The organism is Micromonospora violae (genome assembly GCF_004217135.1).
GTDB lineage: Bacteria > Actinomycetota > Actinomycetes > Mycobacteriales > Micromonosporaceae > Micromonospora > Micromonospora violae.
Genome location: NZ_SHKK01000001.1, coordinates 2,146,396 through 2,169,846 on the forward strand (window position 1 = coordinate 2,146,396; position 23,451 = coordinate 2,169,846).

Annotated in this window: 21 protein-coding genes; 6 read left to right on the forward strand and 15 right to left on the reverse strand. The window is 71.5% G+C overall.

The window, feature by feature from the left end:
* Positions 1 to 25: 25 nt before the first annotated feature.
* Entirely contained in the window at positions 26 to 3,091 is a 3,066-nt protein-coding gene (locus tag EV382_RS33780) for a S8 family serine peptidase (RefSeq protein WP_130401249.1), read from the reverse strand.
* A 281-nt stretch (positions 3,092 to 3,372) separates the two neighbouring features.
* Here EV382_RS33780 and EV382_RS09795 point away from each other — a divergent pair, with 281 nt between their 5' ends.
* Positions 3,373 to 4,323 carry a DUF4034 domain-containing protein gene (locus tag EV382_RS09795; protein ID WP_244236613.1) on the forward strand — a complete coding sequence of 317 codons (951 nt, stop codon included), beginning with the start codon at positions 3,373 to 3,375 and terminating at the stop codon, positions 4,321 to 4,323.
* Here EV382_RS09795 and EV382_RS09800 read toward each other — a convergent pair.
* The 8 genes from EV382_RS09800 to EV382_RS09835 all read right to left on the reverse strand — a co-directional run bounded on the left by EV382_RS09800 (position 4,320) and on the right by EV382_RS09835 (position 12,329).
* Positions 4,320 to 5,534 (reverse strand): purine-cytosine permease family protein, encoded by a 1,215-nt coding sequence (locus EV382_RS09800; protein ID WP_130401251.1) that lies wholly within the window; start codon positions 5,532 to 5,534, stop codon positions 4,320 to 4,322. The genes EV382_RS09795 and EV382_RS09800 overlap by 4 nt on opposite strands.
* Positions 5,527 to 6,324, reverse strand: coding sequence for a sugar phosphate isomerase/epimerase family protein (locus EV382_RS09805; RefSeq protein ID WP_208758592.1), 798 nt, complete (start codon positions 6,322 to 6,324; stop codon positions 5,527 to 5,529). Before EV382_RS09805 ends, EV382_RS09800 begins: the two co-directional genes overlap by 8 nt.
* Before the next feature lie 62 nt (positions 6,325 to 6,386).
* Positions 6,387 to 7,538: a dihydrodipicolinate synthase family protein gene (locus EV382_RS09810; RefSeq protein WP_130401253.1), complete on the reverse strand. Its 1,152-nt coding sequence runs from the start codon at positions 7,536 to 7,538 to the stop codon at positions 6,387 to 6,389.
* Complete coding sequence (locus EV382_RS09815; protein WP_130401254.1) at positions 7,535 to 8,686, reverse strand: Gfo/Idh/MocA family protein; 1,152 nt, start codon at positions 8,684 to 8,686, stop codon at positions 7,535 to 7,537. The genes EV382_RS09810 and EV382_RS09815 overlap by 4 nt, the downstream gene beginning before the upstream one ends.
* Before the next feature lie 38 nt (positions 8,687 to 8,724).
* Positions 8,725 to 9,480, reverse strand: a complete 756-nt coding sequence (locus EV382_RS09820) for an ABC transporter ATP-binding protein (RefSeq protein ID WP_425271980.1) — start codon at positions 9,478 to 9,480, stop codon at positions 8,725 to 8,727.
* 43 nt (positions 9,481 to 9,523) lie between these two features.
* Positions 9,524 to 10,528, reverse strand: a complete 1,005-nt coding sequence (locus tag EV382_RS09825; RefSeq protein ID WP_130401256.1) for an ABC transporter substrate-binding protein — start codon at positions 10,526 to 10,528, stop codon at positions 9,524 to 9,526.
* Between the two features lie 23 nt (positions 10,529 to 10,551).
* Positions 10,552 to 11,457, reverse strand: a complete 906-nt coding sequence (locus EV382_RS09830) for an ABC transporter permease (RefSeq protein ID WP_130401257.1) — start codon at positions 11,455 to 11,457, stop codon at positions 10,552 to 10,554.
* A gap of 155 nt (positions 11,458 to 11,612) precedes the next feature.
* The gene (locus EV382_RS09835; protein WP_130401258.1) at positions 11,613 to 12,329 is read right to left on the reverse strand and encodes a cupin domain-containing protein; all 717 of its coding nucleotides are present in this window, start codon (positions 12,327 to 12,329) and stop codon (positions 11,613 to 11,615) included.
* A gap of 136 nt (positions 12,330 to 12,465) precedes the next feature.
* Between EV382_RS09835 and EV382_RS09840 the strand changes: the two genes are divergently transcribed.
* The 3 genes from EV382_RS09840 to EV382_RS09850 are packed head-to-tail and all read left to right on the forward strand — an operon-like array spanning position 12,466 to position 15,085.
* Positions 12,466 to 13,536, forward strand: a complete 1,071-nt coding sequence (locus EV382_RS09840; RefSeq protein WP_130401259.1) for a LacI family DNA-binding transcriptional regulator — start codon at positions 12,466 to 12,468, stop codon at positions 13,534 to 13,536.
* Positions 13,533 to 14,552 carry a phosphotransferase family protein gene (locus tag EV382_RS09845; RefSeq protein ID WP_130401260.1) on the forward strand — a complete coding sequence of 340 codons (1,020 nt, stop codon included), beginning with the start codon at positions 13,533 to 13,535 and terminating at the stop codon, positions 14,550 to 14,552. The genes EV382_RS09840 and EV382_RS09845 overlap by 4 nt, the downstream gene beginning before the upstream one ends.
* A 47-nt stretch (positions 14,553 to 14,599) precedes the next feature.
* A complete protein-coding gene (locus tag EV382_RS09850) occupies positions 14,600 to 15,085 on the forward strand; it encodes a GNAT family N-acetyltransferase (RefSeq protein ID WP_130401261.1) in 486 nt (161 codons plus the stop codon).
* A gap of 50 nt (positions 15,086 to 15,135) precedes the next feature.
* On the opposite strand, the gene EV382_RS09855 is transcribed toward EV382_RS09850, so the two are convergent.
* Together EV382_RS09855 and EV382_RS09860 are read right to left on the reverse strand one after the other, a co-directional pair.
* Positions 15,136 to 16,416: an MFS transporter gene (locus EV382_RS09855; protein WP_130401262.1), complete on the reverse strand. Its 1,281-nt coding sequence runs from the start codon at positions 16,414 to 16,416 to the stop codon at positions 15,136 to 15,138.
* A gap of 44 nt (positions 16,417 to 16,460) precedes the next feature.
* Positions 16,461 to 17,366: a LysR family transcriptional regulator gene (locus EV382_RS09860; RefSeq protein ID WP_244236614.1), complete on the reverse strand. Its 906-nt coding sequence runs from the start codon at positions 17,364 to 17,366 to the stop codon at positions 16,461 to 16,463.
* Positions 17,367 to 17,518: 152 nt separating this feature from the next.
* Here EV382_RS09860 and EV382_RS09865 point away from each other — a divergent pair, with 152 nt between their 5' ends.
* On the forward strand, positions 17,519 to 18,457 hold the full coding sequence (locus tag EV382_RS09865) for an SDR family NAD(P)-dependent oxidoreductase (protein WP_130401263.1): 939 nt from the start codon (positions 17,519 to 17,521) through the stop codon (positions 18,455 to 18,457).
* A 56-nt stretch (positions 18,458 to 18,513) separates the two neighbouring features.
* On the opposite strand, the gene EV382_RS09870 is transcribed toward EV382_RS09865, so the two are convergent.
* Positions 18,514 to 19,074 (reverse strand): NADPH-dependent FMN reductase, encoded by a 561-nt coding sequence (locus EV382_RS09870; protein WP_130401264.1) that lies wholly within the window; start codon positions 19,072 to 19,074, stop codon positions 18,514 to 18,516.
* 139 nt (positions 19,075 to 19,213) lie between these two features.
* Here EV382_RS09870 and EV382_RS09875 point away from each other — a divergent pair, with 139 nt between their 5' ends.
* Positions 19,214 to 19,687 carry a MarR family winged helix-turn-helix transcriptional regulator gene (locus EV382_RS09875; RefSeq protein WP_130401265.1) on the forward strand — a complete coding sequence of 158 codons (474 nt, stop codon included), beginning with the start codon at positions 19,214 to 19,216 and terminating at the stop codon, positions 19,685 to 19,687.
* Positions 19,688 to 19,707: 20 nt separating this feature from the next.
* On the opposite strand, the gene EV382_RS09880 is transcribed toward EV382_RS09875, so the two are convergent.
* From EV382_RS09880 to EV382_RS09890, 3 genes are read right to left on the reverse strand one after another with little or no spacing between them, the layout of a single operon-like run.
* Positions 19,708 to 21,555, reverse strand: a complete 1,848-nt coding sequence (locus EV382_RS09880; protein WP_130401266.1) for an IucA/IucC family protein — start codon at positions 21,553 to 21,555, stop codon at positions 19,708 to 19,710.
* Positions 21,552 to 22,130, reverse strand: a complete 579-nt coding sequence (locus EV382_RS09885) for a GNAT family N-acetyltransferase (RefSeq protein WP_130408647.1) — start codon at positions 22,128 to 22,130, stop codon at positions 21,552 to 21,554. Before EV382_RS09885 ends, EV382_RS09880 begins: the two co-directional genes overlap by 4 nt.
* Before the next feature lie 26 nt (positions 22,131 to 22,156).
* Positions 22,157 to 23,434, reverse strand: a complete 1,278-nt coding sequence (locus EV382_RS09890) for a lysine N(6)-hydroxylase/L-ornithine N(5)-oxygenase family protein (protein ID WP_130408649.1) — start codon at positions 23,432 to 23,434, stop codon at positions 22,157 to 22,159.
* Positions 23,435 to 23,451: the final 17 nt, after the last annotated feature.

Genomic DNA, 23,451 nt, shown 5'->3' on the forward strand with positions numbered 1-23,451 from the left:
CACCGCCGCCACCGCTCGGAGCGGTTTACTGCCAGGAACTCTGCTGCGTGTAGACGAGGTTGCCGGGGATGACGGTGCCGTTGGTGCTCCACTCGGTGTAGGCCCAGAAGTCGCCGTCAGCCAGCGGCTTCTTCGGCTTCAGCGTGAAGCCGTAGGTCAGGCCGCGCTCCACGGTGGCGGGAGGCTCCAGCGTGGCACCCGCGTACGTGGCGTTTCGACCGATGATGGCGTGCCCGAGTTGGAAGTCGACGACCGGGCCACCGGGGAACTGCGCGAACACGTACGCCGTGTAGCGCCCCGGCTCGGGCAGGAACTTGTACGCCTGCTCCGTGCTGGTCCAGTACCTGTCACTGCTGTAGATCAGCTTGTCGCCCTTGTACAGGTAGAGGTCGAGGTTCGTGTTCGGGTCGTCGGTGGTGGTCTCGAGCACGATGCCGGCGGTGTTCGCCGGCACGGTGAAGTCGACCTTCTTCACCCCGGTGGCGCTCGGGTCGAACACACCGCCGTAGACGCCGGCCGGCATCGAGTACGACGTCCGCCGCATCGGGGTGTAGCCGGTGCTGCGACCGGCCAGCGGGCCGGTGAAGCCGGGCTGAAGCGCGCCGAACGCGCCGTTGGTCATCCGACCGAACTCCTCGCCGTCGTCGGCGTACGGCCGGGGGCTGATGCCCCACGGGCGGGCGGCGACCGGGATGCGGGCGCTGTGTGCCCTGCCCTGCCAGGTGATCGACCCGGTCACGTACCGGTCCCAGGGGGCGCTGCCCCGCCGTACGGTGATGGTCACGGTCGCGGACGCGCCTGGCGCCAGCGTCACCGACGCCGGGGACACGGTGACCTTCATGCCGGGCAGGCCGGTCACCGACGAACGGTAGGTCTCCTTCGCCTTACCCACGTTGGTCAGGGTGCGGGTGAGGGTCACCGGGTGCGTCCCGTCGTACTCGCGCAACGAGATGGCCGGCAGGTTGAGTTCCTTGCCGTCCGGCTGGGCCGTCTCGCTGAACGTGACCAGTTCCTTCGCCGTCGGCTGGATGACCAGGCCGGGGTCGGTGGCCTTGGCCAGGTTGATGAACCCACTGCCCTGCTCCAACGGGCTGGTGGTGCCGACGGTGTCGGTGGCGGTGGTCCGCAACGCGGAGGCGACCGCGCCCGGGGACCAGTCCGGGTGTGTGGCGCGCAGGATCGCCGCCGCTCCGGCCACGTACGGGGAGGCCATCGAGGTCCCGGAGTACGCGTCGTAGCTGCGCCCGAAGTTGCCCGCCGGCGAAACCGCCGCGATGATGTTCGATCCCGGCGCGACCAGGTCCGGCTTGAAGACGCCGAAGGTCGTCTTGTCCGGGCCGGTGGAGGAGAAGTCCGCCACGCTGGGCAGGCCCGGGACGCTGGAGCCGTCACCGCCGGCGCGCAGGGAGACCTTCGCGTCGGTGGGGTGGCGCATCAGATAGTTGAAGAGGGTGCCAGCCTGCTTCTCGGTCGGCAGGTAGATCACCGGGAAGTTGAAGATGGAGTTGATCCGGTAGTTGCCGACCGGGTCGAACACCACCATCGCCGCCCCGCCCTTGGCCTTGATCTCGGCGGCGGAGCCGAACATGTCGGACAACGCGCAGGCGACGACCTTGCCCTTGATCTTGGCCGGGTCGAGGCTGCCGGGCTCGCAGTAGACCGCGCCCAGATCGGCCGAGCCGGCCTGGTCGCCGAAGACCATCGGACGCGAGTCACCGGAGGGCAGGGCGTCGAGCGAACCGCCGACGAGCTTCGTGCCGTCGCCCAGCTTGATCGTGGCCTCGTCGAGCTTGGTCACCGCCGCGCCGACCGTGGTCACCCACGGCGCCGCGTTGCTGATCGCCCCGCTCACGATGCCGGTGTTGCCGGCGGACGCCGCCACGAAGACCCCGGCCAGCGTGGCGTTGAGGAACGCGACGCCGATGGGGGTGTTGGCCTCCCAGTCACCGAGCTGGGAGCCGATCGAAAAGTTGATCACCTGCACGCCGTCGGCGACGGCCGCGTCGATGCCGGCGATGATGTCGGCGTCGTTGCCCATGCCGCCCCAGAGCACCTTGTAGACGGCGATCTGGGCGTCCGGGGCCACTCCGGAGACGGCACCGAAGTCGCGACCGTCGATGGTGACGTTCGGCTGCGGCAGACCGGCCGCCGTGGACGCGGTGTGCGTGCCGTGCCCGGCCATGTCACGAGGGGACAGCACCTCACCCTCGGGAATCGAGCCACCGTAGGCGAGCCACGAGTCGGCGAAGTAACGGGCACCGACGATCTTGCCGTTGCAGTGCTCGACCACGAAGGCGACACCGGTCTGGCAGGTCCCGCGCCAGTTCGCCGGGGCGGGCATCTTCTTGGCGAACGACGCGCTCTCCGGCCAGATGCCGGTGTCCAGGACGCCGATCACCATGCCCGCGCCGGTACCGGGGCCAGGCTTGCCGGGCTTGCCGGGCTTGCCAGACTCACCGGGTTTACCGGGCTCACCGGGCTCACCGGGCTTGCCCGGCTTGCCGGGGGTCGGCGCGGTCGGCGGGGGCGTCGGGGTGCCGAGCGTCCGCGAGGCGGTGACGGCGCGGACCCGCTTGTCCGCCCGCAACGCGGTCACCTGCTGGGTGGTCAGCTTCGCGGAGAACCCGTTGAAGGCAGTGGTGAAGGCGGCGGTGACCTGGACCTTCGCGGCGGCCGCGACGGCGCTGCGCTGCGCGTCGAGGTGGCCGCGGTAGGCCCGCGACGGCGCCGAGGTCACGTCCAGCCGGTCACCCGCCTCCGGGCGGGTTCGCGCCAGCCCGGACGACCCGCCGGCGTACGAGGTCAGCGGTTCCTCCGCCAACTCGACGATGTACATGCCGGGGCGGGTGTCGTTCACGGCGGCCTGTTGGTCGGCCGCGTTCCTGCCGCCCGGCCGACGGTCGGCGCCGTCGGTCAGAGTGACCTTCTCGTCGGACCCGCGCTTGAAGTAGCCGGCGCCGCCGTTACCCGACGACCCCGCGGGTGCCGCCGACGCTGGTCCCGCGACACCGGTGGTACCGGTGACCAGGGCGAGGACCAGCGTTGGTAGCGCCAGTCTTCGCAGCCTGTTTCCGCTCGTGCTGGTAGCCACGAGGCTCCTCTCAGTGCTCCCTTGTGGAGCTGTCCTGTTCCATCGCGATCCGCCAATGGGAGCGCTCCCCCACCTAAGTCATCGACGGTTAATCGTCGATGTGCGCGGTGTTACGGATCACTGATGCGTATAAGATCACAATGCCTCGGCCACCCATCGAGCCCCATCCGCCGATGGCTGCCGCCGTCGCGGCGCGCACCGGTCAGGTCCGCCGCGTGATGATCTAGGATCAGCGGCCACCTGACGTACGACGAGGGGGGTTCGGTCCCATGTGGCCTTTCGTGAAGCGGCCAAAGGCTCCGGTCCTGGACCCGACCTATGGTGACCCGCACCGCAAGGCCCTGATCCGGGCGTTGGAGAAGCGCAGGTGGAAGTTCGCCCGGGAGCTGTTCACCATGGCCGCCGACCCGGACGAGATGGCCTTCCTCATGGAGGCGGCCGGCCAGGTCGACGGCGTCCAGGACTGGATCGCCGAATGGATCGACGCCGAGCCTGACTCGACGCTGCCCGTGCTGGTCGCCGGTTGTCACGCGGTGCACTGGGCGTGGGAGGCACGTGGCGGCAAGCGCGCGAAGTACACCACTGACGCCCAGTTCCAGGGGTTCCATGAGCGGTTGCGCTACGCCGAGGCGTTGTTGGAGAAGGTGCTCGCCCAGGAACCCGACAACGTGACCGCGCGGGCCTGGCTGGTCACCAGCTCCCGGGGCCTGGGCGTCGGGGCCGTGGAGGCGCGGGAACGTTTCGAGGCGGTGACTCGACTCCACCCGGGGCATGTGGTCGCGCACGAGCAGCGGTTGCAGTACCTGTGTGCGAAGTGGTCGGGCAGTCACGAGGAGATGTTCGACTTCGCGCGGGACGCCGTAGCGACGGCCGGGCCCAACAGCCTCCTGCACGAGCTGGTGCCCGTCGCCCACTTCGAGAGGTGGGAGGCCACCGACCCGGACGAGGGCAACGCCTACTTCGACTCGGACGAGATCCGCGCCGAACTGCTCACCGCGGCGGAGAACTCGATCTTCCACCCGGACTACATCCCCGCCGGCCCGGGCTGGGCACCGCGACTGGCGATCTTCGCACTGACCTTCGAACTGGCCGAGGAGTTCGACGCGGCGGCGCGCGCGTTCGCGTTGCTCGACGGAATGGTCACCGAGTGGCCGTGGTCGGTCCTCGGCGACCCGGTCGAGAAGTTCACCATCTCCCGCGACTGGGTGGCCACGAACCGGGGTGCCAGCTAGGTCGCGGCTCTTCGACGCCGCCACAGCAGGGTGAGCGCCCCGGCGAGGGCCAGTCCCAGCAGCGGGGCGACGCCCACCCCGGCGAGCGTGCAGGCCACCGCGAGCAGCGCCGGCGGCATCCAGCACCAGGCGGGCACGGTACGCGGGACACGCCCACGCCGACGGGCCGCGGCTTCCACCGCCATCGGCACCACCAGCACCGGCAGCGCGGCGGCCAGCAGGGTCAGCCAGGGCAGCACCAGGCGGTCGAACCGCGCCACGGCCAACACCCCGCCGAGCACCGCGACGAGCAGCATCGCCGCCCGGGTCGGCACCCGGGGCGCCACGCCACGCACGGCCAACGAACCGGAATACGTGGTGGTCAGCGCCGCCGCGAAGACCGCCACCGCGACGAACAGATTCGCGTACGCGGCCAGCCCCGAACCGGCGGCGAGCAACGCGACCACATCGGCTGAGCCGGTCCGCAGCCACAGGCCGGCACCGGCGAGCACCCCGAGCAGCGCTGGCCCGATCAGCAGCCCCACACACCAGGCCAGGTCCCGTTGACGGGCGAGGCCCACGCTGAAGTCCGGGGCGCGCAGCGCGAACACAGCCGCGTACCCGATCAGCGCGGCGGCGTCGGCGAGCCCACCGGCGGCCAGCCGGACCGGCGCACCGGGCGGTGGCAGCACCGTCAGACACCAGCCCACCAGCACCACCGCGCTGAGCGTGGTGACCACCGCGACCCGGTTGCCGAGCCGGGCCGGCCCCCAGGAGACGGCGAGGACCGCCACCTCCAGCAGCAGCGGCCCGGCCCAGCCCGGCAGGTGGGTCAGCGCGGCCAGGGAGGCCCCGCCGAGCCCGACGTTGAACCCATTCCAACCGACCATCGACACGGCCAGCACCCCGGCCAGCAGCAGCCGTGAGGTGTCCCCCAGGTACGCGGGCAGCACCGCGGTCAACGTCCCGCCGTCGCCCAGCGGCCGGCGCAGACCGATCCGGCCCTGCCCCCAGAGCAGGGCCGCCATCAACGCCCCGCCGACCAGCAGCCCGGCCACCGGCACCGCACCGCCGTGCCGGGCGGCCATCGCCGCGCCGAGCACCAGTGTGGCGGGGGCCGTGCCGATGCCCAACCACGCGCCGACGGCCGCCGGCCAGCGCCGACCACCGGCCGGTCCACCCACCGTGGACGGACGCGCGCCGCCCGGCTTGCCGTCGGGACGGTCAGACAACGTGGCGCAGGTAGCCGGCGATCGCCGCGTCGAGCACCTGCGCGCCCGGGCGCGCCCACACCTCGGCGGAGAAGACCTCCACCTCGATCGGACCGGCGTAACCGGCCGCGTCGACCGCCTCGCGCAACCGGCGCAGCTCGATGCAGCCGTCGCCGGGCAGCGCCCGGCCGAGCAGCACCCCCTCGGGCAGCGGCGTCACCCAGTCGCAGACCTGGAACGCGGCGATCCACTCACCCGCCCGGGCGATCTGCTCGTACACCGTGTCGTCCCACCAGACGTGGTACGCGTCGACGACCACGCCGACCACCGTCGGGTCGAACCGCTCGGCGATGTCCAGCGCCTGGCCGAGGGTGGCGATCACGCACCGATCGGCGGCGAACATCGGGTGCAGCGGTTCGATGGCCAGGCGCACCCCGGCGGCCTCGGCGTGCGGGGCCAGCTCGCCGATCGCGTCGGCGACCCGACGCCGCGCCCCGTCGATGTCCCGGCTGCCAGGTGGCAGCCCACCGGAGACCAGCACCAACTCCGGGGCCCCGAGCGCGGCGGCCTCCTCGATGGCCCGCAGGTTCTCCGCCCACCAGTCGTCGGCGCAGAAGAACCCGCCCCGGCACAGCGACGTGACGGCGAGGCCGGCGTCGCGGACCAGCTTCGCCGAGCGGGCCAGCCCGTACTCGGCGACCGGCTCGCGCCACAATCCGATGCCCGGCACGCCGGCCGCCACGCACCCCGCCACCACGTCCGGCAGCGGCCAACCCTGCGCGGTGGCCTGGTTGAACGAGAACCGGGCGATGCTCACTGGGCTCGTCTCCGTTCGCGACTGCGGGGCTCGCAAAACCGGCTCACTCCTCGCGCTCACTGGGCCACTCCCGCCACCGTGAAAATGGCCCGGGCGCGGGCGGCGGCCAAGTCGGCGTCCGGCAGCAGACCGGCCGCGTCGGCCAGGGTGAGCAGCTTCGCGAGGTGCGCCGGTGATCGGCCGGACTGCGCGCCTCCGACCATCGTGAAGTGCTCCTGGTGCCCGCCCAGCCAGGCCAGGAACACGATCCCCGTCTTGTAGTGCCAGGTCGGCGCGGCGAACAGGTGCCGGGCCAGCGGCACGGTGGGTGCGAAGATCTCGTCGTACACCGTCCGGTCCCCCCGGTCCAGGGCGCTCAGCGCGGCGGCGGCGGCCGGCGCGATGGCCGCGAACACCCCGAGCAGCGCGTCGGAGTGACCCACCTCATCACCCCGGATCAGCTCCGGGTAGTGGAAGTCGTCGCCGGTGTAGAGGCGTACCCCGGCCGGAAGGCGGCGGCGCAACGCGACCTCCCGGTCGGCGTCCAGCAGTGACACCTTGATGCCGTCCACCCTGGACTGATGCGCCTTGATCAGCTCGATGACCGTGTCGGCGGCCAGATCCAGGTCGACCGCACCCCAGTAGCCGGTCAACGCCGGATCGAACATCGGGCCCAGCCAGTGCAGCACCACCGGTTCGTCGGCGGCGCTCAGCAGCTCGTCGTACACCCGCAGGTAGTCCTCCGGGCCACGCGCGGCGGCGGCCAGGTGCCGGCTGCACATCAGCACCGGCCGGGCACCGGCCGCGCGCACGTCGTCGAACTGCTCGGCGTACGCGGCGGCGACCGCCGCCAGGGTGGCCGGGCCGGCCGGCAGGTGGTCGGTGCCGACCCCGGCGACGATCCGTCCGCCCACCGCGCGGGCCTCGGCGGCGCTACGCCGAATCAGCTCCCGGGTGGCCGGGTAGTCCAGCCCCATCCCCCGCTGGGCCGTGTCCATCGCCTCGGCGACCCCCAGCCCGTACGACCAGAGGTGCCGCCGGAAGGCGAGGGTGCTGTCCCAGTCCACCGCCGCCGGGGCACCCGGCACGTTCTCCGCCAGCGGGTCGGCGACCACGTGCGCGGCGGCGTACGCGATCCGGCTGGTGGCCGGCGCCGCCGGGCGGTCGAAACCCCCGCCTCCGGCGAGCCGGTGCCGCCGTCCACCAGGCAGCACCACCTCGGCGGTCATGAGCGCAGCTCCGGCACCTCGACCCGACCACCCTCACGGGCCGAGCGCAGCCCCAGCTCGGCGAGCTGCACCCCGCGCGCGCCGGCCAGGAAGTCCCACCGGAACGGCTCGCCGGCCACGACGTGCCGCAGGTACGCCTCCCACTGCACCTTGAAGCCGTTGTCGAAGTCCTCGTTGTCGGGCACCTCGGCCCACTGGGCGCGGAAGTCCTCGGTGACCGGCAGGTCCGGGTTCCACACCGGCTTCGGGGTGACCGCCCGGTGCTGCACCCGGCACGTGCGCAGGCCGGCGATCGCGCTGCCCTCGGTGCCGTCGACCTGGAACTCCACCAGCTCGTCGCGGTACACCCGCACGGTCCACGACGAGTTGATCTGCGCGATCACCCCGCCGTCGAGCTCGAAGGTGGCGTACGCGGCGTCGTCGGCGGTGGCGGCGTACGCGTGGCCGGCCTCGTCGACCCGTTCGGGCATGTGGGTGGCGATCACGCAGGAGACGGCCGTGACCCGGCCGAACAGCTCCTCCAGCACGTAGTGCCAGTGCGGGAACATGTCGACCACGATGCCGCCGCCGTCTTCGGCCCGGTAGTTCCACGACGGTCGCTGGGCGGGCTGCCAGTCGCCCTCGAACACCCAGTACCCGAACTCGCCGCGCACCGACAGGATCCGGCCGAAGAAGCCGCCGTCGACGAGGCGCTTGAGCTTGCGCAGACCGGGCAGGAAGAGCTTGTCCTGCACCACACCGGTCCGTACGCCGGCCGCGTCCGCCGCCCGGGCCAGGTCGAGCGCTGCCGCGGTGTCCTCCGCGAGGGGCTTCTCCGTGTAGATGTGCTTGCCGGCCTCGATGGCCTGCCGGATCGCCTTCTCCCGCTGCTGGGTGACCTGCGCGTCGAAGTAGATCTCGACGTCGTCGCGGGCCAGCGCGGAGGTCAGGTCGGTGGTCCAGTCGGTCAGGCCGTGCCGCGCGGCGATCTCCCGGAGCTTCGTCTCGTTGCGCCCGACCAGGACCGGTTCCGGCCAGATGGTGGTGCCGTCGGCCAACGCCACACCGCCGGATTCGCGGATGGCCAGCAGTGACCGGACAAGGTGCTGCCGGTAGCCCATCCGTCCGGTCACGCCGTTGACGATGATGCCGATCGACCTGCGGGTCATGGTGTTCCTTCCGTCGTGCTGGTCGTGCCGATTCGCGCTCAGTGGTTGGCGGCCGCGCTGCCGAGCAACCCACGCAGGTCGGTGGCGAGCCGGTCGAAGCGGGGATCCGACATCACCGACGCGTAGTCGCGGTGCGCCGGCAGCTCGACCGGGAAGGTGCGGATGATCCGGCCGGGCCGGGGACTCATCACCACGACCCGGGTGCCGAGGAAGACCGCCTCGGCGATGGAGTGGGTGACCAGCACCACGGTGGTCCCGGTCTCCCGCCAGATCCGGTGCAGCTCGGCGTTCATCTGCTCCCGGGTCAGCGCGTCGAGGGCACCGAACGGCTCGTCCATGAGCAGCACCGGCGGGGAGTGCAGCAGCGCGCGGCACAGCGCCACCCGCTGCTGCATGCCGCCGGACAGCTCGTGTGGCAACGCCTTCTCGAAACCGGTCAGGCCGGTCATCTCGATCAGCTCGTCGGCGCGGCGGGCCGCCTGCGCCCGGTCCATGCCGCGCATCTCGGCCTGGAGCAGGATGTTGGCTCGGGCGCCGCGCCACTGGAGCAGGGCGGCCTTCTGGAAGACGAAGCCGATGTTCTTCTGTGGGCCGCGCACCGGGCGCTCCAGCAGCGACACCTCACCGCTGGTCGGCGTGACCAACCCCGCGACGATCTTCAGGAGGGTGGACTTGCCACAGCCGGACGGGCCGACGATCGTGACGAACTCGCCCGGCTCGATGGCGAGCGACACGTCCTGAAGCGCGGTGGTCTGCGTCCGTCGGGTGGTGAACCGGACGGTCAGCCGGGACATCCCGATGGCGGTGCCGGTGGCGGCCGGCGCGGCGGTCACCGGGTCACCCCTGCGCCGCGTACGAGGAGTCCCAGTACGCGCTGGGCGCGCCCGGGTCCTTCAGTTCGGCGTAGCGGGACATCAGGTCGATGGTCTCGGTCCACTGCGCCTCGGTGTTCACTCCGGGTGGGCCGTCCGCGCCGAGCAACGGCAGGTTGAGGGTGAGCTGCTTGGTGAGCACCTCAGGGGCCGGCTCGTTCTCGGCCAGGGCGGCCATCGCGCTCACCGCGCCGGCCGGGTCCCGGGCGGCGTCGGCCCAGGACTTCTGGGTGGCGCGGACGAACTTGCGCGCCAGCTCCGGGTCCTTCTGCAGGGTCTGGGTGTTGGCGATCAGACCGGTGCCGAGCAGGTTCATCCCGTAGTCGGCGAAGAGCAGCACGTCGACCTTCTTGCCGGTCTTGCTCTCGATGGTGGGCGCCTGGTCGTGGAAGAAGCCCATGATGGCGTCGACCCTGCCTTCGGCCAGCGCGGCGATCTTGCCGGCGGCGTCGACGTTGACCACCTTGACGTCGTCCTTCTTGAGGCCGTTCTTCTCCAGCCAGGCCGGGAAGGTGGCGTAGAGGGCGTCGCCGGGGGTGCCGCCGACGGTCTTGCCCTTGAGGTCGGCCGGGGTCGTGATGTTCTCCTCGGTGAAGAACTCCACCGAGGACGGCCCCTTCTCCAGGTACGCGCCGAGGCTGCGCACCGGCATCCCGCTGGCCACCGACTTGAGCAGCACCGGGCTGTCGGCCCAGCCGAAGTCGGTCTGCTTCTGGGCGACCTGCTTGACCGTGTTGCCCGAGCCGTTGCCGGGCAGGATCTTCAGGTCGATGCCCTCGGCGGAGTAGTAGCCCTTCTGCAGGCCGTAGTAGAACGGCGCGTGCTCGCCGTAGGGCACCCAGTTGAGGGTGAGGGTGACCTGCTTGCTGCCGTCGGCGTTGGTGCTGCCGGCGGAGTCGTCCCCACCGCAGCCGGTCGCGGCGAGCAGCAGGGCGGCGGTGGCCAGGATGGTGGTGGCGGTGCGTTTCATCGGTGCCTCCGTGATGGGGTCGGTCAGGAGGTGGTGAGGGACACGCCGGCCCGGCGGCTGGCGTGCCACGGGATGAGCAGTGCCTCGGCGATCTCGACCAGGACGAACAGGACGATGCCGATGGCGGACATCAGGATCAGGTCGGCGAACAGCAGCGGGGCGTCGAGGTTGCCGTTGGCCAGCAACAGGACGTAGCCGAGCCCTTCGCTGGCGCCGACGAACTCACCGACCACGGCGCCGACCACGGCGAGGGTGACGGCCACCTTCAGGCCGGCCATCAGGTGCGGCAACGCGTTCGGGAAGCGGATCTTGCGGAAGGTGCGCCACGGCCCGGCGCCCATCGTGGCGGCGAGGTCGAGCAGTTCCGGGTCGGTGGAGCGCAGCCCGGCCACTCCGGAGATGACCACCGGGAAGAAGGCGATGAGCACCGCCAGGATGATCTTCGGGGTGAGGCCGAGCCCGAACCAGACCACCAGCAGCGGCGCGATGGCGATCTTCGGGATGACCTGTGCGAACAGGACGATCGGGTAGAGCGCCTTGTCCAGGGTGCGCGAGTAGGCGATGGCGACCGCGGTGACCAGCCCCAGCGCGGCTGCCAGCACGAAGCCGAGGACTGTCTCGTAGAGGGTGACCAGGGTGTGCCGGGCCAACTCGGACCACTGGGTGGTCATCGTTTCCCAGACCTGGCCGGGGGTGGGCACCAGGTAGTTCGGGACGTACTCCCGGGCCGCCACGAACCACCAGGCGGCGAAGAAGACCGCGAGCACCAGCGCCGGGCGCCAGAGCGAGTCGGCGAACGCCACCGCCCGGCGACCGATCGTCGGACGTGGTGGACGGACACGGCCGGGTGACGACGCCACCACCGTGGATGATGCCGCGCCATCGACGGGGGCCTGCCGGCCCGCCGTGTCCAGAGAGTTCTCGGTCACGCGGAACCTCCTCGGGGCCCGGCACGACACCCGGGAACCGGGCCGGTCGGCGGATCAGGCAAACGCTTTCCTGGGAGCGTAGGCGGCCCCCTCACGCCGGGGCAAGGCCTTTCCTCGATCTATTCGTCCATTGCCGACCAGCGCGACACGCGACGTCAGCCGGCGGCCGGGTAGGTGTCGAGGAGCCCACACATGCCCAGCCGGCCGCGCTCGACCGGCTCGTGCACCGCGTACACCCCGGCGTCGCCCAGGTGCCCGGGATCGCCCCGCCCCAGCGCGTCGAGCTGCTCGGCGGTGTCGGCGGCGGCACGACCCGCGCCGACCTCCCACCGCTGCCGCCACCGCGTCACCAACGGCTGGCGCAGCGCCATCGCGGCGGCGTGGAAGGCGACCAGCGCCGCCGGCCCGCCGGACCGCAGCGCCTGGAAGCCGGTCACCGCCAGATCCCGCCTGCGGTACGCGGCGTGCACGTCCGCGCCCGGCGCTCCCCCGTCGGGCAACGCCGCCGCCGCGGCGTACGCGGCCGGATCGGCCAGCACCTCGGGCGGGAAGGTCAGCACCGCGTCGCCGGCCTCGGGCAGCCCGCTGTTCTGCATGAGCACCACGATGGTCAGCCCGCCACCGTTCACCAGGCGGTGCACCGTGCCCGGCTCGAACCAGACCACCACCCCCGGCCGCAGCGGCGTCTCCCGGAAGCCGGTCATGGTCAGGGTCTGCACCGCACCCTCGCCGCCGGTCACCACGTACCCCTCGGTGCAGCACAGGTGCACGTGCGGAGTGCCGCCGACCAGGCCGTCCGAGGCCACCGTGTCGTAGACGCGCAGCTGGGAGACCCCGATCCCGCCGGGCAGTGGCGCCGGCCGCTCAGGCATCGACATACTCGTCGAGGTGAGGTACCGCGAAGCGATCGGACACGGCCGGGCCTCCCTGCGGGAAAGGGCTTTCTCTGCGGTACGGTGACGCTAGCCGGCACGACGAAACGCCGTCAACAGATCGAGGGGGCGGGCCATGGCGACCCTGTCCGATGTGGCCCGTCGAGCGGGCGTCTCACCCGCCACCGCATCCCGCGTCATCAACGGCAGCAGCAAGCCGGTCACCGACGAGCTGCGCGAACGGGTGCTCGCCGCCGTCGCCGAGTTGCAGTACGTGCCGAACGCGCACGCCCAACTGCTGGCCCGCTCGCACCGCAGCGCGGTCGGCGTGATCGTGCACGACGTCTCCGATCCGTACTTCGCCGAGATCACCCGAGGGCTGCAACGGGTCGCCACCGACCAGGGCCGGCTGCTGATGATCTGCAACAGCTACCGGGACCCGGACCGCGAGTTGGAGTACGTGGAGCTGCTGCGCGGCCACCAGGTGGCGGCGCTGATCCTGGCCGGCTCGGGCTACCACGACGAGGCGTTCACCCGGCAGCTCAACGAGAAGCTGGCCGCGTACGAGGCCAGCGGTGGGCGGGTGGCGGTGATCGGCCGGCACGAGCACTCCGGTGACGCGGTGATGCCGGACAACCGCGCCGGCGGTTACCTCGCCGGGCGGGAGCTGTGCGGTCTGGGGCACCGGATGATCGGGGTGGTCGCCGGCCCCCGGATCCTGACCACCACGACCGACCGACTGGCCGGCCTCCGCCAGGCCCTCATCGAGCAGGGCCGCGAGCTGCCCGAACGACGCATCCGGTACGCGGAGTTCGACCGCGACGGCGGCGCCGAGGCCACCGCCCGACTGCTCGACGCCGACCCGGGTCTGACCGCGATCGTGGCGCTCAACGACTCGATGGCGATCGGCGCGCTCGCCACCCTGCGCGCGCGTGGGCTGGCGGTGCCGCAGCAACTGTCGGTGGTGGGTTTCGACGACATGCCGATCGCCCGGGACGTGACCCCGGCGCTGACCACCGTACGACTGCCCCTGGTCGAGATGGGAGTGCGAGCGATGTCCCTGGTGCTCGGCGTCGGGACACCGACGCCCCGGGTGGAGGTGCTGCCCGCCGAGTTGGTCCGCCGCGACACCGCCGGTCCCGTCCCACGGTCCACCCGCACCACCGCGGGTTCCGCACCGCGCGCGCGGCGAGGTGCCACCTCATGAGCGGCGTCAGCCCGACCCAGCGGTCCCTCACCAGCGCCGACGTGGCGTACCTGCTCGACGCGTCGTTCGGGCCGGACACCCGGGTCCGCGACTGCGGTCCACTGAGCGGCGGCGGGTTCGCGACGGTCTGGTGGGCACTGCTCGACGACGGTCGCCGGGTGGTGCTGAAACTGGCACCGCCAAGTGGTACGCCGCTGCTGCGCTACGAGCGCGGGCTCTGCGCTGCCGAGGACCGCTACTTCCGACTCGTCGCGCAGCGGGCGCCGCAGGTGCCGGTGCCCCCGGTGCTGTGGCACGGCACCGACCCGGCGTACGGCGAGTGGTTGGTCACCGAGATGCTGCCCGGCCGGTCGCTGTTCGACCTGGCCGAGGCCGGTGTCGCGGTCGACGACGGCCCGGTGCGCTACGACCTCGGGGTGGCTCTCGCCACGTTGCACACGGTGACCGGTGAACGGTTCGGGTACGACGGTGACCGGGCCTCCGGTCCGACCTGGCGGGAGGCGTTCACGGCGATGCTCGACGAGTTCCTGGCCGACGCGGTCGACTGGGACGTCCGACTACCGGTGACCCCGGAGCGTCTGCACGCACTGGTGGGCCGGCACGCCGACGTGCTCGACGAGGTACGACGACCGGCGCTGCTGCACTTCGACTGCTGGGACGGCAATGTGCTGGCCACGCCCGACGGCGACGCCCGGCTGCGGCTCTCCGGGCTGGTCGACGGCGAGCGGTTCTTCTACGGCGACCCACTGCTGGACCTGGTCTCGCCGCTGCTCTTCCGACGCGTCGAGGACGAGCCGGAGCACCCCGTGCTGCGCGGCTACCGGGCCACCGTGGCCGAACCGCTGGTGCTGGACGCGTCGGCGCGGCGGCGGCTGGGTCTCTACCGGTTGCACCTGTACCTGCTGATGACTGTGGAGATGCCCAGCCGCGGGATGACCCCGCAGAGCCATCCCGAGCGGCACAAACAGCTGGCGGCCCTGCTCGATGAGGAGCTCGCCGCACTCGCCACGAGCTGAACGAATCCCCGTTGCCTCGGAGCGGCGCCGCCCCTAGCCTGCTTCCCGTGCTGATTCGGGAGTTCGTCGACGGGGACTGGTCGCAGGTGTGGCCGATCATCGAGGAGGTGATCCGGGCACAGGAGACCTTCCCCTACGACCCGGCGATGACCGCCGAGCAGTCGTACGGCATGTGGGTCGAGGCGAAGCCGGGGCGGACCGTCGTGGCGGTCGACGGCGAGCGGGTGCTCGGCACCGCGAAGATGGGCGCGAACCGGCCCGGCCCGGGCGCGCACGTGTCCACCGCGAGCTTCATGGTCGCCGCCGACGCCCGGGGCCGGGGTGTGGGCACCGCACTGTGCCGTGACGCGCTGACCTGGGCCCGCGAGCAGGGGTACGCCGGCATGCAGTTCAACGCCGTGGTGGAGAGCAACCGGTCGGCGGTGCGGTTGTACCAGCGGGAGGGCTTCGCGGTGGTCGGCACGGTGCCGGGCGCGTTCCGTCACCCCACCCTCGGCCGGACCGGCCTGCACGTCATGTACCAGGAGTTCTGACCGGGCCCGCTCCGCTCGCTCGGGGCGCCACGTGGTGGTCGGCACCCGTCTCAACCAACGGTGCCGCCGGCCGGGGCCGCGCGCAGTCCGGGCTGCCCGGCGGCCGGCTCCGCGCCGGCGCGGCGGATCGGGGTGCAGAGGCCACCGACCGCTACCAGCAGGCACCCCGCACCCGCCGTGAGCGTGACCGCTGGTACGCCGTACCGGCCGGCGGCCCAGGTCAGCACGACAGCGCCGGCCGGGCCGAGGGCGTAGTGGGTGCTCCAGAACGCCGACGTCACCCGGCCCAGCAGGTGGTCGGGGGTGATCTCCTGGCGCAGCGACATCGAGCAGATCCCACCGACGCTGAGACAGCACAGGTAGACGGCGGTCAGCGCGGTGACCGCCGGCACGCTGGTGGCGAGGCCGACGCCGGCCACCGCGAGGCCGCAGACCGTGTGCGCGCCGATCCAGGTGACGCCGAAGCCGCGCCGCCGACGCAGCGGGGCCACCAGCAGCGCGCCGGCGACAGTGCCCAGCGCCGCCAGGCCGAGCACCGTGCCGACGGTGCCCTCGGAGCCGCCGAGGTCGTGCGTGACGTGGTAGATCAGCACGTCGGTGAAACCGTAGGTGAGGAAGATGAAGACCGACAGCAGCACGGTGAGCGCGCGCAGCACCGGCTGTCGCCACAGGAACCGCGCGCCGGCCAGGAACTCGGCCAGCGGTCGCTGCCGGACCACCCCATCGTCCACCTGGACGGGCCGCAGCCGGATCAGCCACAGGCCGGCCGCCGAGAGCGCGAAGCTCGCCGCGTTGACGGCGATGGCGGTCGCCGGGCCGAAGCGGGCCGCCACCACACCGGCGAGCAGCGGCCCGAGGACGGCCGCCGCCGCGTACGTCGCCTGCAACCGGCCGTTGGCCTCGGTGATCCGGTCGGAGTCGACCAGGTTGCGGACGGCGGTCACCGCGGCGACCTGGAACACCATGCCGGCCGCCTCGCAGATCGGCAGCACGACGAAGAGCAGCCAGACCTGCGGGCCGGCGAGCCACGCCAACGGCACCAGAGCGTAGAGCAGCAGCCGGGTCAGGTCCGCCACGATCATCAGCGTGCGGCGGTCGTACCTGTCGACCAGCACCCCGCCGAAGACCCCGGCGACGACGGACGCCGCACCGGCGACGGCGGTGAGCACGCCCATCTGCGCCACCGACCCGGTCGCCTGGAGCACCAGCAGCGGCACCGCGAGGTAGGCGAACGAGTCGCCGGCCGCCGAGAGCGACTGCGCGACCCAGTACGTGCCGAAGGTCCGGTCCCGCCAGAGCGGCGCTCGACCAGCGGCAGCAGACCGGCTCATCGCGCCAAGGTTACGCGTAACACGCTGAACCGGCTGCCACACCGTCAGCCGGTACGGGTCAGGTCCGTCGTCGCCGCGAGTTCCGTGACCACGTCCAGGAACCGGTGCAGCGCGGGTGTGGTGTTGCCCGGCAACCACACCATCTCGGTGTACGCGTAGGCGCCGGTCAGGGGCACGAACACCACGCCGGTGCGGCGGAGACTGGCCGCCGAGCAGGCGAGCCGGGTGACGCCGAGTCCGGCGGCGACCAGGCCGAGCAGACCCTGCACGCCGGCCTCCTCCTGGACGATGGTCGGTACGAAGCCCGCTTCCCGGAACTGGTCCTCGTAGGCCCGGTGCCAGGGTTCCCAGGAGCTGCGCGGCGTCATCACCCACGGCTCGTCCGCCAGGTCGGCGAGGGTCAACTCGGCACGGTCGGCGAGCGGGTGGCCCTCGGGTAACACCGCGCAGACCGGTTCGGTCGTCAGTCTCCGGGACTCCAGGCCGGCGACCAGCGGGGTCCGGGTGAAGGCGACGTCGAACCGTCCACCGAGGACACCCTGGACCAGGGGCGCGATGCTGACGGACTCGGTGGCCAGGTGCAGGTCGGGTAGGTGGCGGCGGACGGCTCGGACCACCGGGGGCAGGAGGTGGTTGGCGACGGTGGTCAGGAAGGCGAGCCGGAGGGTGCCGACCTCGCCCCGCAAGGCCCTCTCCACGACGGCGACGGCCTGCTCGGCGCGGTCCGTCACGGCGCGTGCCTCGGGCACGAACAGGGCACCGATGTCGGTGAGGGTGGTGCCGCGGCTGTCCCGCTCGAACAGCTTCGCCCCGAGGACGCGTTCCAGGGCGGTGATCTGCTGCGACAGCGACTGCTGGGCGATCATCAGGCGGGCGGCGGCCCGGGTGAAGCTCAACTCCTCCGCGAGGACCAGGAAATACCGCAGTTGTCGCAGCTCAGGTGTGGCCACAGGGACAGACTGTAGCCACGCCAGGAAGAGCGTGTTGGCGGTCCGAGCAGACCCGCGCGCACGATCGGTGCGAAGGGTGGTGCCGGCACACCGTACGCCTGGACGGCGAGCCGGAAGGCCACCTGAGGACACCCCACCGAAGGAATTCGATCATGACTGAAACACGCGTCACGACGCCGTTCAACGCCCGGTCCACCGCCGCCGACGTCGTGGCCGGTGTCGACCTGACGGGGCAGCGCGCCGTCGTCACCGGCGCCTCCTCGGGCATCGGCGTGGAGACCGCCCGGGCGCTCGCCATGGCGGGTGCCCAGGTGACCCTGGCGGTACGCGACGTGCGGGCCGGCGAGCGGATCGCCCGGGAGATCGGCACCGGGGCCGCGAACGGGCTGCTCCGGATCATGCCGCTGGACCTGTCCGACCGGCGGTCGGTCAGCGCGTTCGTGGCCGCCTGGGACGGCCCTTTGCACATCCTGGTCAACAACGCCGGGGTGTCCGCGACCCCCGAGATGCGGACCGCCGAGGGTTGGGAGTTGCAGTTCGCCACCAACCACCTCGGCCACTTCGCCCTCGCCAACGGGCTGCATCGGGCTCTCGCCGGGGCCGGCCGGGCCCGGGTGGTGTCGCTGAGTTCCATCGCCCACGTTCAGGCCCCGATGGTCTTCGAGGACGTCAACTTCCGGGAACGCCCCTATGACCGTCTTCTCGCCTACGGCGAGTCGAAGACCGCCACCGCGCTGTTCGCGGTCGAGGCGAACCGGCGTTGGGCCGGCGACGGCATCACCGTCAACGTGGCCAACCCGGGCGCGGTCGCCACCAATCTGGGACGGCACCTCACCGAGGAGGACTACGCGAACCTTCCGGCGTACGACTTCAAGACCCCGCAGCAGGGCGCGGCGACCTCCGTACTGCTCGCCGCCGGGCCGCAGGTGGAGGGCGTCGGCGGCCGCTACTTCGAGGACTGCGCGCAGGCGGTGCGCCACCGCCCGGAGACGCCGTTGCAGGGCGTCGCCGATCACGCCATTGACCCGGCGGCGGCAGCGCGGCTGTGGCAGCTCTCGCTGGATCTGCTCGCCGCCGCGGAAGATGCCTGAACGCCCGGAAACGGCCGCGGGATCCCCCGCGGCCGTTTCCCGAGTGCGCGAAACGCTCAGGCCTTGCGCAGCGGAGCGAGCGCGGCGCTCCAGGCGACCACCTGGTCGAGGGTGGTGGTCAGCGCGTCCTGCTGGAACGGGCCGGGCTTGAAGGTGCTGAAGTTCTCGAAGTCGGTGAAGAGCGACAGCGCGACCTGCGAGCGCACGTCGGCCATCTGCAGCTCGCCGGAGATCAGCCGCAGGTGCTCCACGGCGCGCGCGCCGCCCACCGAGCCATAGCTGACGAAGCCCACGGCCTTGTTGTTCCACTCGGCGTACAGGAAGTCGATCGCGTTCTTCAGCGCACCCGAGGTGGAGTGGTTGTACTCCGGGGTGACGATGATGAACCCGTCGTACGACGCGATCGTCTCGGCCCACCGCTTGGTGTGCGGCTGGCTGTACTGGCCCATCGAGGGCGGGTACGCCTCGTCGAGGTGCGGCAGCTGGTAGTCGAGCAGGTCGATCAGCTCGTACTGCGCGTCGGAGCGCTGCTTGGCGATCTCGAGCACCCAGCGGGCGACGGCCTCGCCGTTACGGCCCGGGCGGGTGCTGCCGAGGATGATCCCGATCCTGGTCATGTGTGGCGCCTTTCAGAGGGGTCCTTGCCTGACGACGGGAACGCTATCCAGTGATTGATTGGTCAAGCAAATGTCTGCGCTATGGGCGTGATCACACGGAGGGTAAGCATTTGCTCAGTCAAACAAGTATGATATGAGGATGTCCAACTCCTCCGCAGCGACTCCCAAACCGCTCACTCCCGACGAGGAAGCCCTGGTCCGAGCCCTGGGCCAGGTGATGCACATCCTGCCCCGCGCGATCGACGCGGACATGGTCGGTGACCGTCAGCTACCGCTCACCGAGTACACCGCGCTGATGAACCTCTCCGAGGCACCGGAGCGGCGGATGCGCATGAACGAGCTCGCGGCGCTCTGCTACCTCTCCCTCAGTGGCATGACCCGCACGATCATCCGGCTCGAGACGCAGGGCCTGGTCCGGCGGGAACGGTGCGAGGAGGACGCGCGCGGCTGGAACGCCGTCCTCACCGACGCGGGCTTCGCCCGCCTGGAAGAGTCCTGGCCCAGCCACCTGGCCGCCGTACGCCGCCGGTTCCTCCAGCACTTCGAGGGTTTCGACCTCGCCGCACTGGCCCGCGCCTTCGAGCGGGCCGGCACGGCGGAGCCGACCGACTGAGCCGACACCGGCCCGGTCGGTCACCGGGCCGGGGCGTGGGGGGCGAGCGGATTGGTGAGGGTGCCGACGAACTGGAGAGCCGCCGACGGGTCGGCGAGGTCGATCATCTGCTGGTTGTCGCGCAGCTGAAGCCGGTTGAGGCAGGACAGGGTGAACTCCGGCGCGAACAGGTCGTAGTGGCGCACCCGCTCGGCCAGGTGCGGCACCCGGTCGAAGTAGTCGGCGGCGCAGGCCGCGACCGTACGCCAGAAGTCGCCCTCGGCGAGCACACCGGCCTCGACCAGGACCCCGTTGAGGTGGCGCAGGAAGCAGTCCACCACGTCGGTGAAGATGCTCAGCAACTTGGTGTCGTCGGGCACCTCGACACGGATCCGCTCCACCGCCGCCGGCAGCTCGACCTCGTTACTCATCACCGCGATCTCCTCGGCGATGTCCTTGAAGATCACCCGCTGGACCGTGTCCCGCTCGTCGAGGACCAGGATGACGTTCTCGCCGTGCGGCATGAAGGCCAGGTCGTGGGCGTAGAAGCTGTGCAGCAGCGGGGTCAGGTAGGCGTCCAGGTAACGACGCAGCCACGCCTCGGGCACCAGGCCGGACCGGGCGATCAACGCCGCCGCCAGCGAGTCGCCCTCGTCGTCGACGTGCAGCAGCGCGGCCATGGTGGACAGTCGCTCCCCCGGCGCCAGGTCGGGCACCGGGCTCTCCCGCCACAGCGCGGCCAACATCTTGCGGTACGGGGAAGTCCGGTCGGTGGCCGCCTCGTACTGCCGGTGCCGGTAACCCACCGCGGCGCGCTCCCGGATGACGGTCAGGCCGGTGCCGGTCAGCACCTCGTCGGCGGCGATCAGGTCGGCCAGCCAGTCGTTGATCGCCGGGGTGGCCGCCATGTACGCGGCCGACAACCCCCGCATGAAGCCCATGTTCAGCACCGACAGCGCGGTCTTGACGTAGTGCCGCCCCGGCTCGCTGACGTTGAAGAAGGTGCGGATGGACTGCTGGGCGAGGTACACGTCCGGCCCTGGGCCGAGGTGCACCAGCCGGCGCGCGGCCAACTCCCCGGCGAAGGTGACCGCCAGCTTGTTCCACCACTGCCAAGGGTGCGCCGGGATCAGGTGGTAGTCGGCGAGATCCAACCCGAGATCGCCCATCGTGGCCGCGAACCGGGCCCGGGTCCCGGCGTCCAGCTCGCCCTCGATGAGGGTGTCGTAGTCGAGGTCGGCGGCGCTGCTGAACGTCGAGTGATCCCGGTGCGCGGCCAGCCACTCCAGCCGTACCGGCGCGGCGGCCTCCGGGGCGTACCGGTGGTACTCGTCGACACCGAAGCCGAGCCGACCGTTGTTCGCCACGAAGCAGGGGTGTCCCTCGGTCATCGAGGTCTCGATGGTCTGGAAGTCCGCCTCGGCCAGATCGGCGGCGCTCGGCGCGGCCTGGGCCAGCTTGTACGCCGTACCCGCCAGCGTCGAGGTGATCTCCTCCAGGTAGACCGGGAGCACCCGCGCGGTGAGCCCGAGGGTGTCGCGCAGCTCGATGATGAGGTCCACCGCGTCCGGTGCCAGCGACGTGCCGTCGCGGTGTCGGGTGATGCTGTCCGCGTCGATCTGCCAGTGCGCCAGGGCGAGCACCCGCGCCGCGAACCGGTAGGTGACCGTCCCGTCGTCGCTGCGGACCTCGTACCACTGCCGGCCGTCGGGGCCGGCCACGGCCTGCGGGGTGAGCAGCCGCTCGTGGGTGAACTCGGCGAGCGCCTTGCGGACCAGCAGCCGGTTGGCCCGGGCCCACCGCTGCGGGGTGAGATGCCCGACCGGGTCGCCGGAGGCGGAATAGGCGGTGGCGACGGGCGGGTGGGCGGGGGCGGCGGTGGTGGTCACGCCGGGGCTCCTTCGACTCGGGTGGCGGCGGCACGGGTGGCGGCGGCGCGCTCGCGGGCGGCCTGGAACTGGGCTCGGGTGCAGACGCTGAGCAGGGCGTCCTTCTCGGGCTTGGCGATCGGGCCGACGACCGTGAAACCGACGGCGGCGTTCAGCGCGTGCACGGCGGTGTTGCGCACGTCCGGTTCGACCACCACCCGCCGGGTCGTCGGGTCGTCGAACAGCCACGCCATGACGGTGCCGAGCACCGCCCGGGTGAAGCCGTGCACGGGAGCGTCGACCGGCGCGCAGAGGAAGTGCATGCCCACGTCACCGGGTTGGTGGTCGTACAACCCGACCAGCTCAACGTGAGCCGGGTCGTAGCGCTCTGCGAGGAAGGCGGGGCTCCCCCGCCACAGCCCGAGGTACGCGTCGTGGTGCGGGTGCTCGGCGATCCGCCGGTACTCCTCGGTCACCTGGGCCTCATCGGCGTCCTGCATCAGCCAGAACGCCGCCTTCGGGTGGGTCACCCAGCGGTGCAGCAGCGCCGCGTCGGCGTCCGGGTCGAGCGGTCGTAGCGCGAACTCACCGAGCATCTCCTCGGCGCGGCGGAAGACGGTGCTCACGACGACACCCCGAACTCCTGGAAGGTGATGCTCTTCTCGATCGGGTAGTACTCCCGGCCGAGCAGCTCCCGGATGATCCAGGAGTTGCGGTAGGCGCCCATGCCTAGATCCGGTGAGGTGATGCTGTGCGTGTGGGTGCCCGCGTTCTGTAGGAAGATGCCCCGCCCGTCGTGGTCGATGCTGTAGTTGCGGGCCACGTCGAAGCGGCCGTGCGCGTCCCAGCGGATCCGGTCCCGTACCGGCGTGAGGAACTCCGGCACCCGGTACCGGTAGCCGGTGGCCAGGACGAGACCTTCGGTACGCAGGGCGAAGTCGCGCTCCTGCTCCACCTGACGCAACCCGAGCGTGTACTGCCCGTCCCGGTGCTCGGCGCTGACCAGCTCGGTGTTGGTGAGCAGCCGGGTGTTCACCGGCCCGTCGACGCTGTGCGCGTAGAGCAGGTCGAAGATGTCGTTGATCAGGTCGGCGTTGATTCCCTTGAACAGACCCTTCTGCTCGGACTCCAGCCGGTAGCGGGTCGTCTCGGGCAGCGCGTGGAAGTAGTCCACGTAGTCCGGTGAGGTCATCTCCAGCGTCAGCTTGGTGTATTCGAGTGGGAAGAACCGCGGCGACCGCGTCACCCAGTTGAGCTGGTAGCCGTACCGGTCGATGTCGCCGAGCAGGTCGTGGTAGATCTCGGCGGCGCTCTGCCCGCTGCCCACCACGGTGATGCTGCGCTTGGTGCGCAGGGCTGCGCGGTGCTCCAGGTAGTGGGAGTTGTGCACGGCGTCGCCGGGCAGCTCGGCGATGGCCGACGGCAGGTGCGGCGGGGTGCCGGTGCCGAGCACCAGGTGCCGGGCCTGGTATTCGACGGTCTCCCCCGTGTCGGCGCTGGCCCGCACCACGTACCGCTCGTCGGTAGGGTCGTACTCCACCGCGGTCACGGTCTGACCGAAGCGCAGGTTCGGCAGTTTCGCCGCCGCCCACCGGCAGTACGCGTCGTACTCGCTGCGCAGCGGGTAGAAGCTCTCCCGAATGTAGAACGGGTAGAGGCGGCCGATCTCCTTGAGGTAGTTGAGGAAGGAGTACGGCGACGTCGGGTCGGCGAGGCTGACCAGGTCGGCGATGAACGGGGTCTGCAACCGGGCCGACTCCAGCAGCATGCCGGGGTGCCAGGCGAGGCTCGGCCGTGCCTCCAGGAACACCCCGTCCAGCTCGTCGATCGGCGCGGTGAGGCAGGCCAGGCCCAGGTTGTACGGGCCCAGCCCGATGGCGAGGAAGTCGTGGGTGGACATCGGGGTCTCCAGGCGCG

Excerpts from the sequence above, each read along its gene's own strand:
- EV382_RS09845 (WP_130401260.1), top strand. The coding sequence starts at position 13,533 with ATGAGCGGCGTCAGCCCGACCCAGCGGTCCCTCACCAGCGCCGACGTG.
- EV382_RS09840 (WP_130401259.1), top strand. The coding sequence starts at position 12,466 with ATGGCGACCCTGTCCGATGTGGCCCGTCGAGCGGGCGTCTCACCCGCC.
- EV382_RS09890 (WP_130408649.1), bottom strand. The coding sequence starts at position 23,434 with ATGTCCACCCACGACTTCCTCGCCATCGGGCTGGGCCCGTACAACCTG.
- EV382_RS09870 (WP_130401264.1), bottom strand. The coding sequence starts at position 19,074 with ATGACCAGGATCGGGATCATCCTCGGCAGCACCCGCCCGGGCCGTAAC.
- EV382_RS09855 (WP_130401262.1), bottom strand. The coding sequence starts at position 16,416 with ATGAGCCGGTCTGCTGCCGCTGGTCGAGCGCCGCTCTGGCGGGACCGG.
- EV382_RS09875 (WP_130401265.1), top strand. The coding sequence starts at position 19,214 with ATGTCCAACTCCTCCGCAGCGACTCCCAAACCGCTCACTCCCGACGAG.
- EV382_RS09825 (WP_130401256.1), bottom strand. The coding sequence starts at position 10,528 with ATGAAACGCACCGCCACCACCATCCTGGCCACCGCCGCCCTGCTGCTC.
- EV382_RS09810 (WP_130401253.1), bottom strand. The coding sequence starts at position 7,538 with ATGACCGCCGAGGTGGTGCTGCCTGGTGGACGGCGGCACCGGCTCGCC.
- EV382_RS09885 (WP_130408647.1), bottom strand. The coding sequence starts at position 22,130 with ATGCTCGGTGAGTTCGCGCTACGACCGCTCGACCCGGACGCCGACGCG.
- EV382_RS09815 (WP_130401254.1), bottom strand. The coding sequence starts at position 8,686 with ATGACCCGCAGGTCGATCGGCATCATCGTCAACGGCGTGACCGGACGG.
- EV382_RS09820 (WP_425271980.1), bottom strand. The coding sequence starts at position 9,480 with ATGTCCCGGCTGACCGTCCGGTTCACCACCCGACGGACGCAGACCACC.
- EV382_RS09835 (WP_130401258.1), bottom strand. The coding sequence starts at position 12,329 with ATGCCTGAGCGGCCGGCGCCACTGCCCGGCGGGATCGGGGTCTCCCAG.
- EV382_RS09865 (WP_130401263.1), top strand. The coding sequence starts at position 17,519 with ATGACTGAAACACGCGTCACGACGCCGTTCAACGCCCGGTCCACCGCC.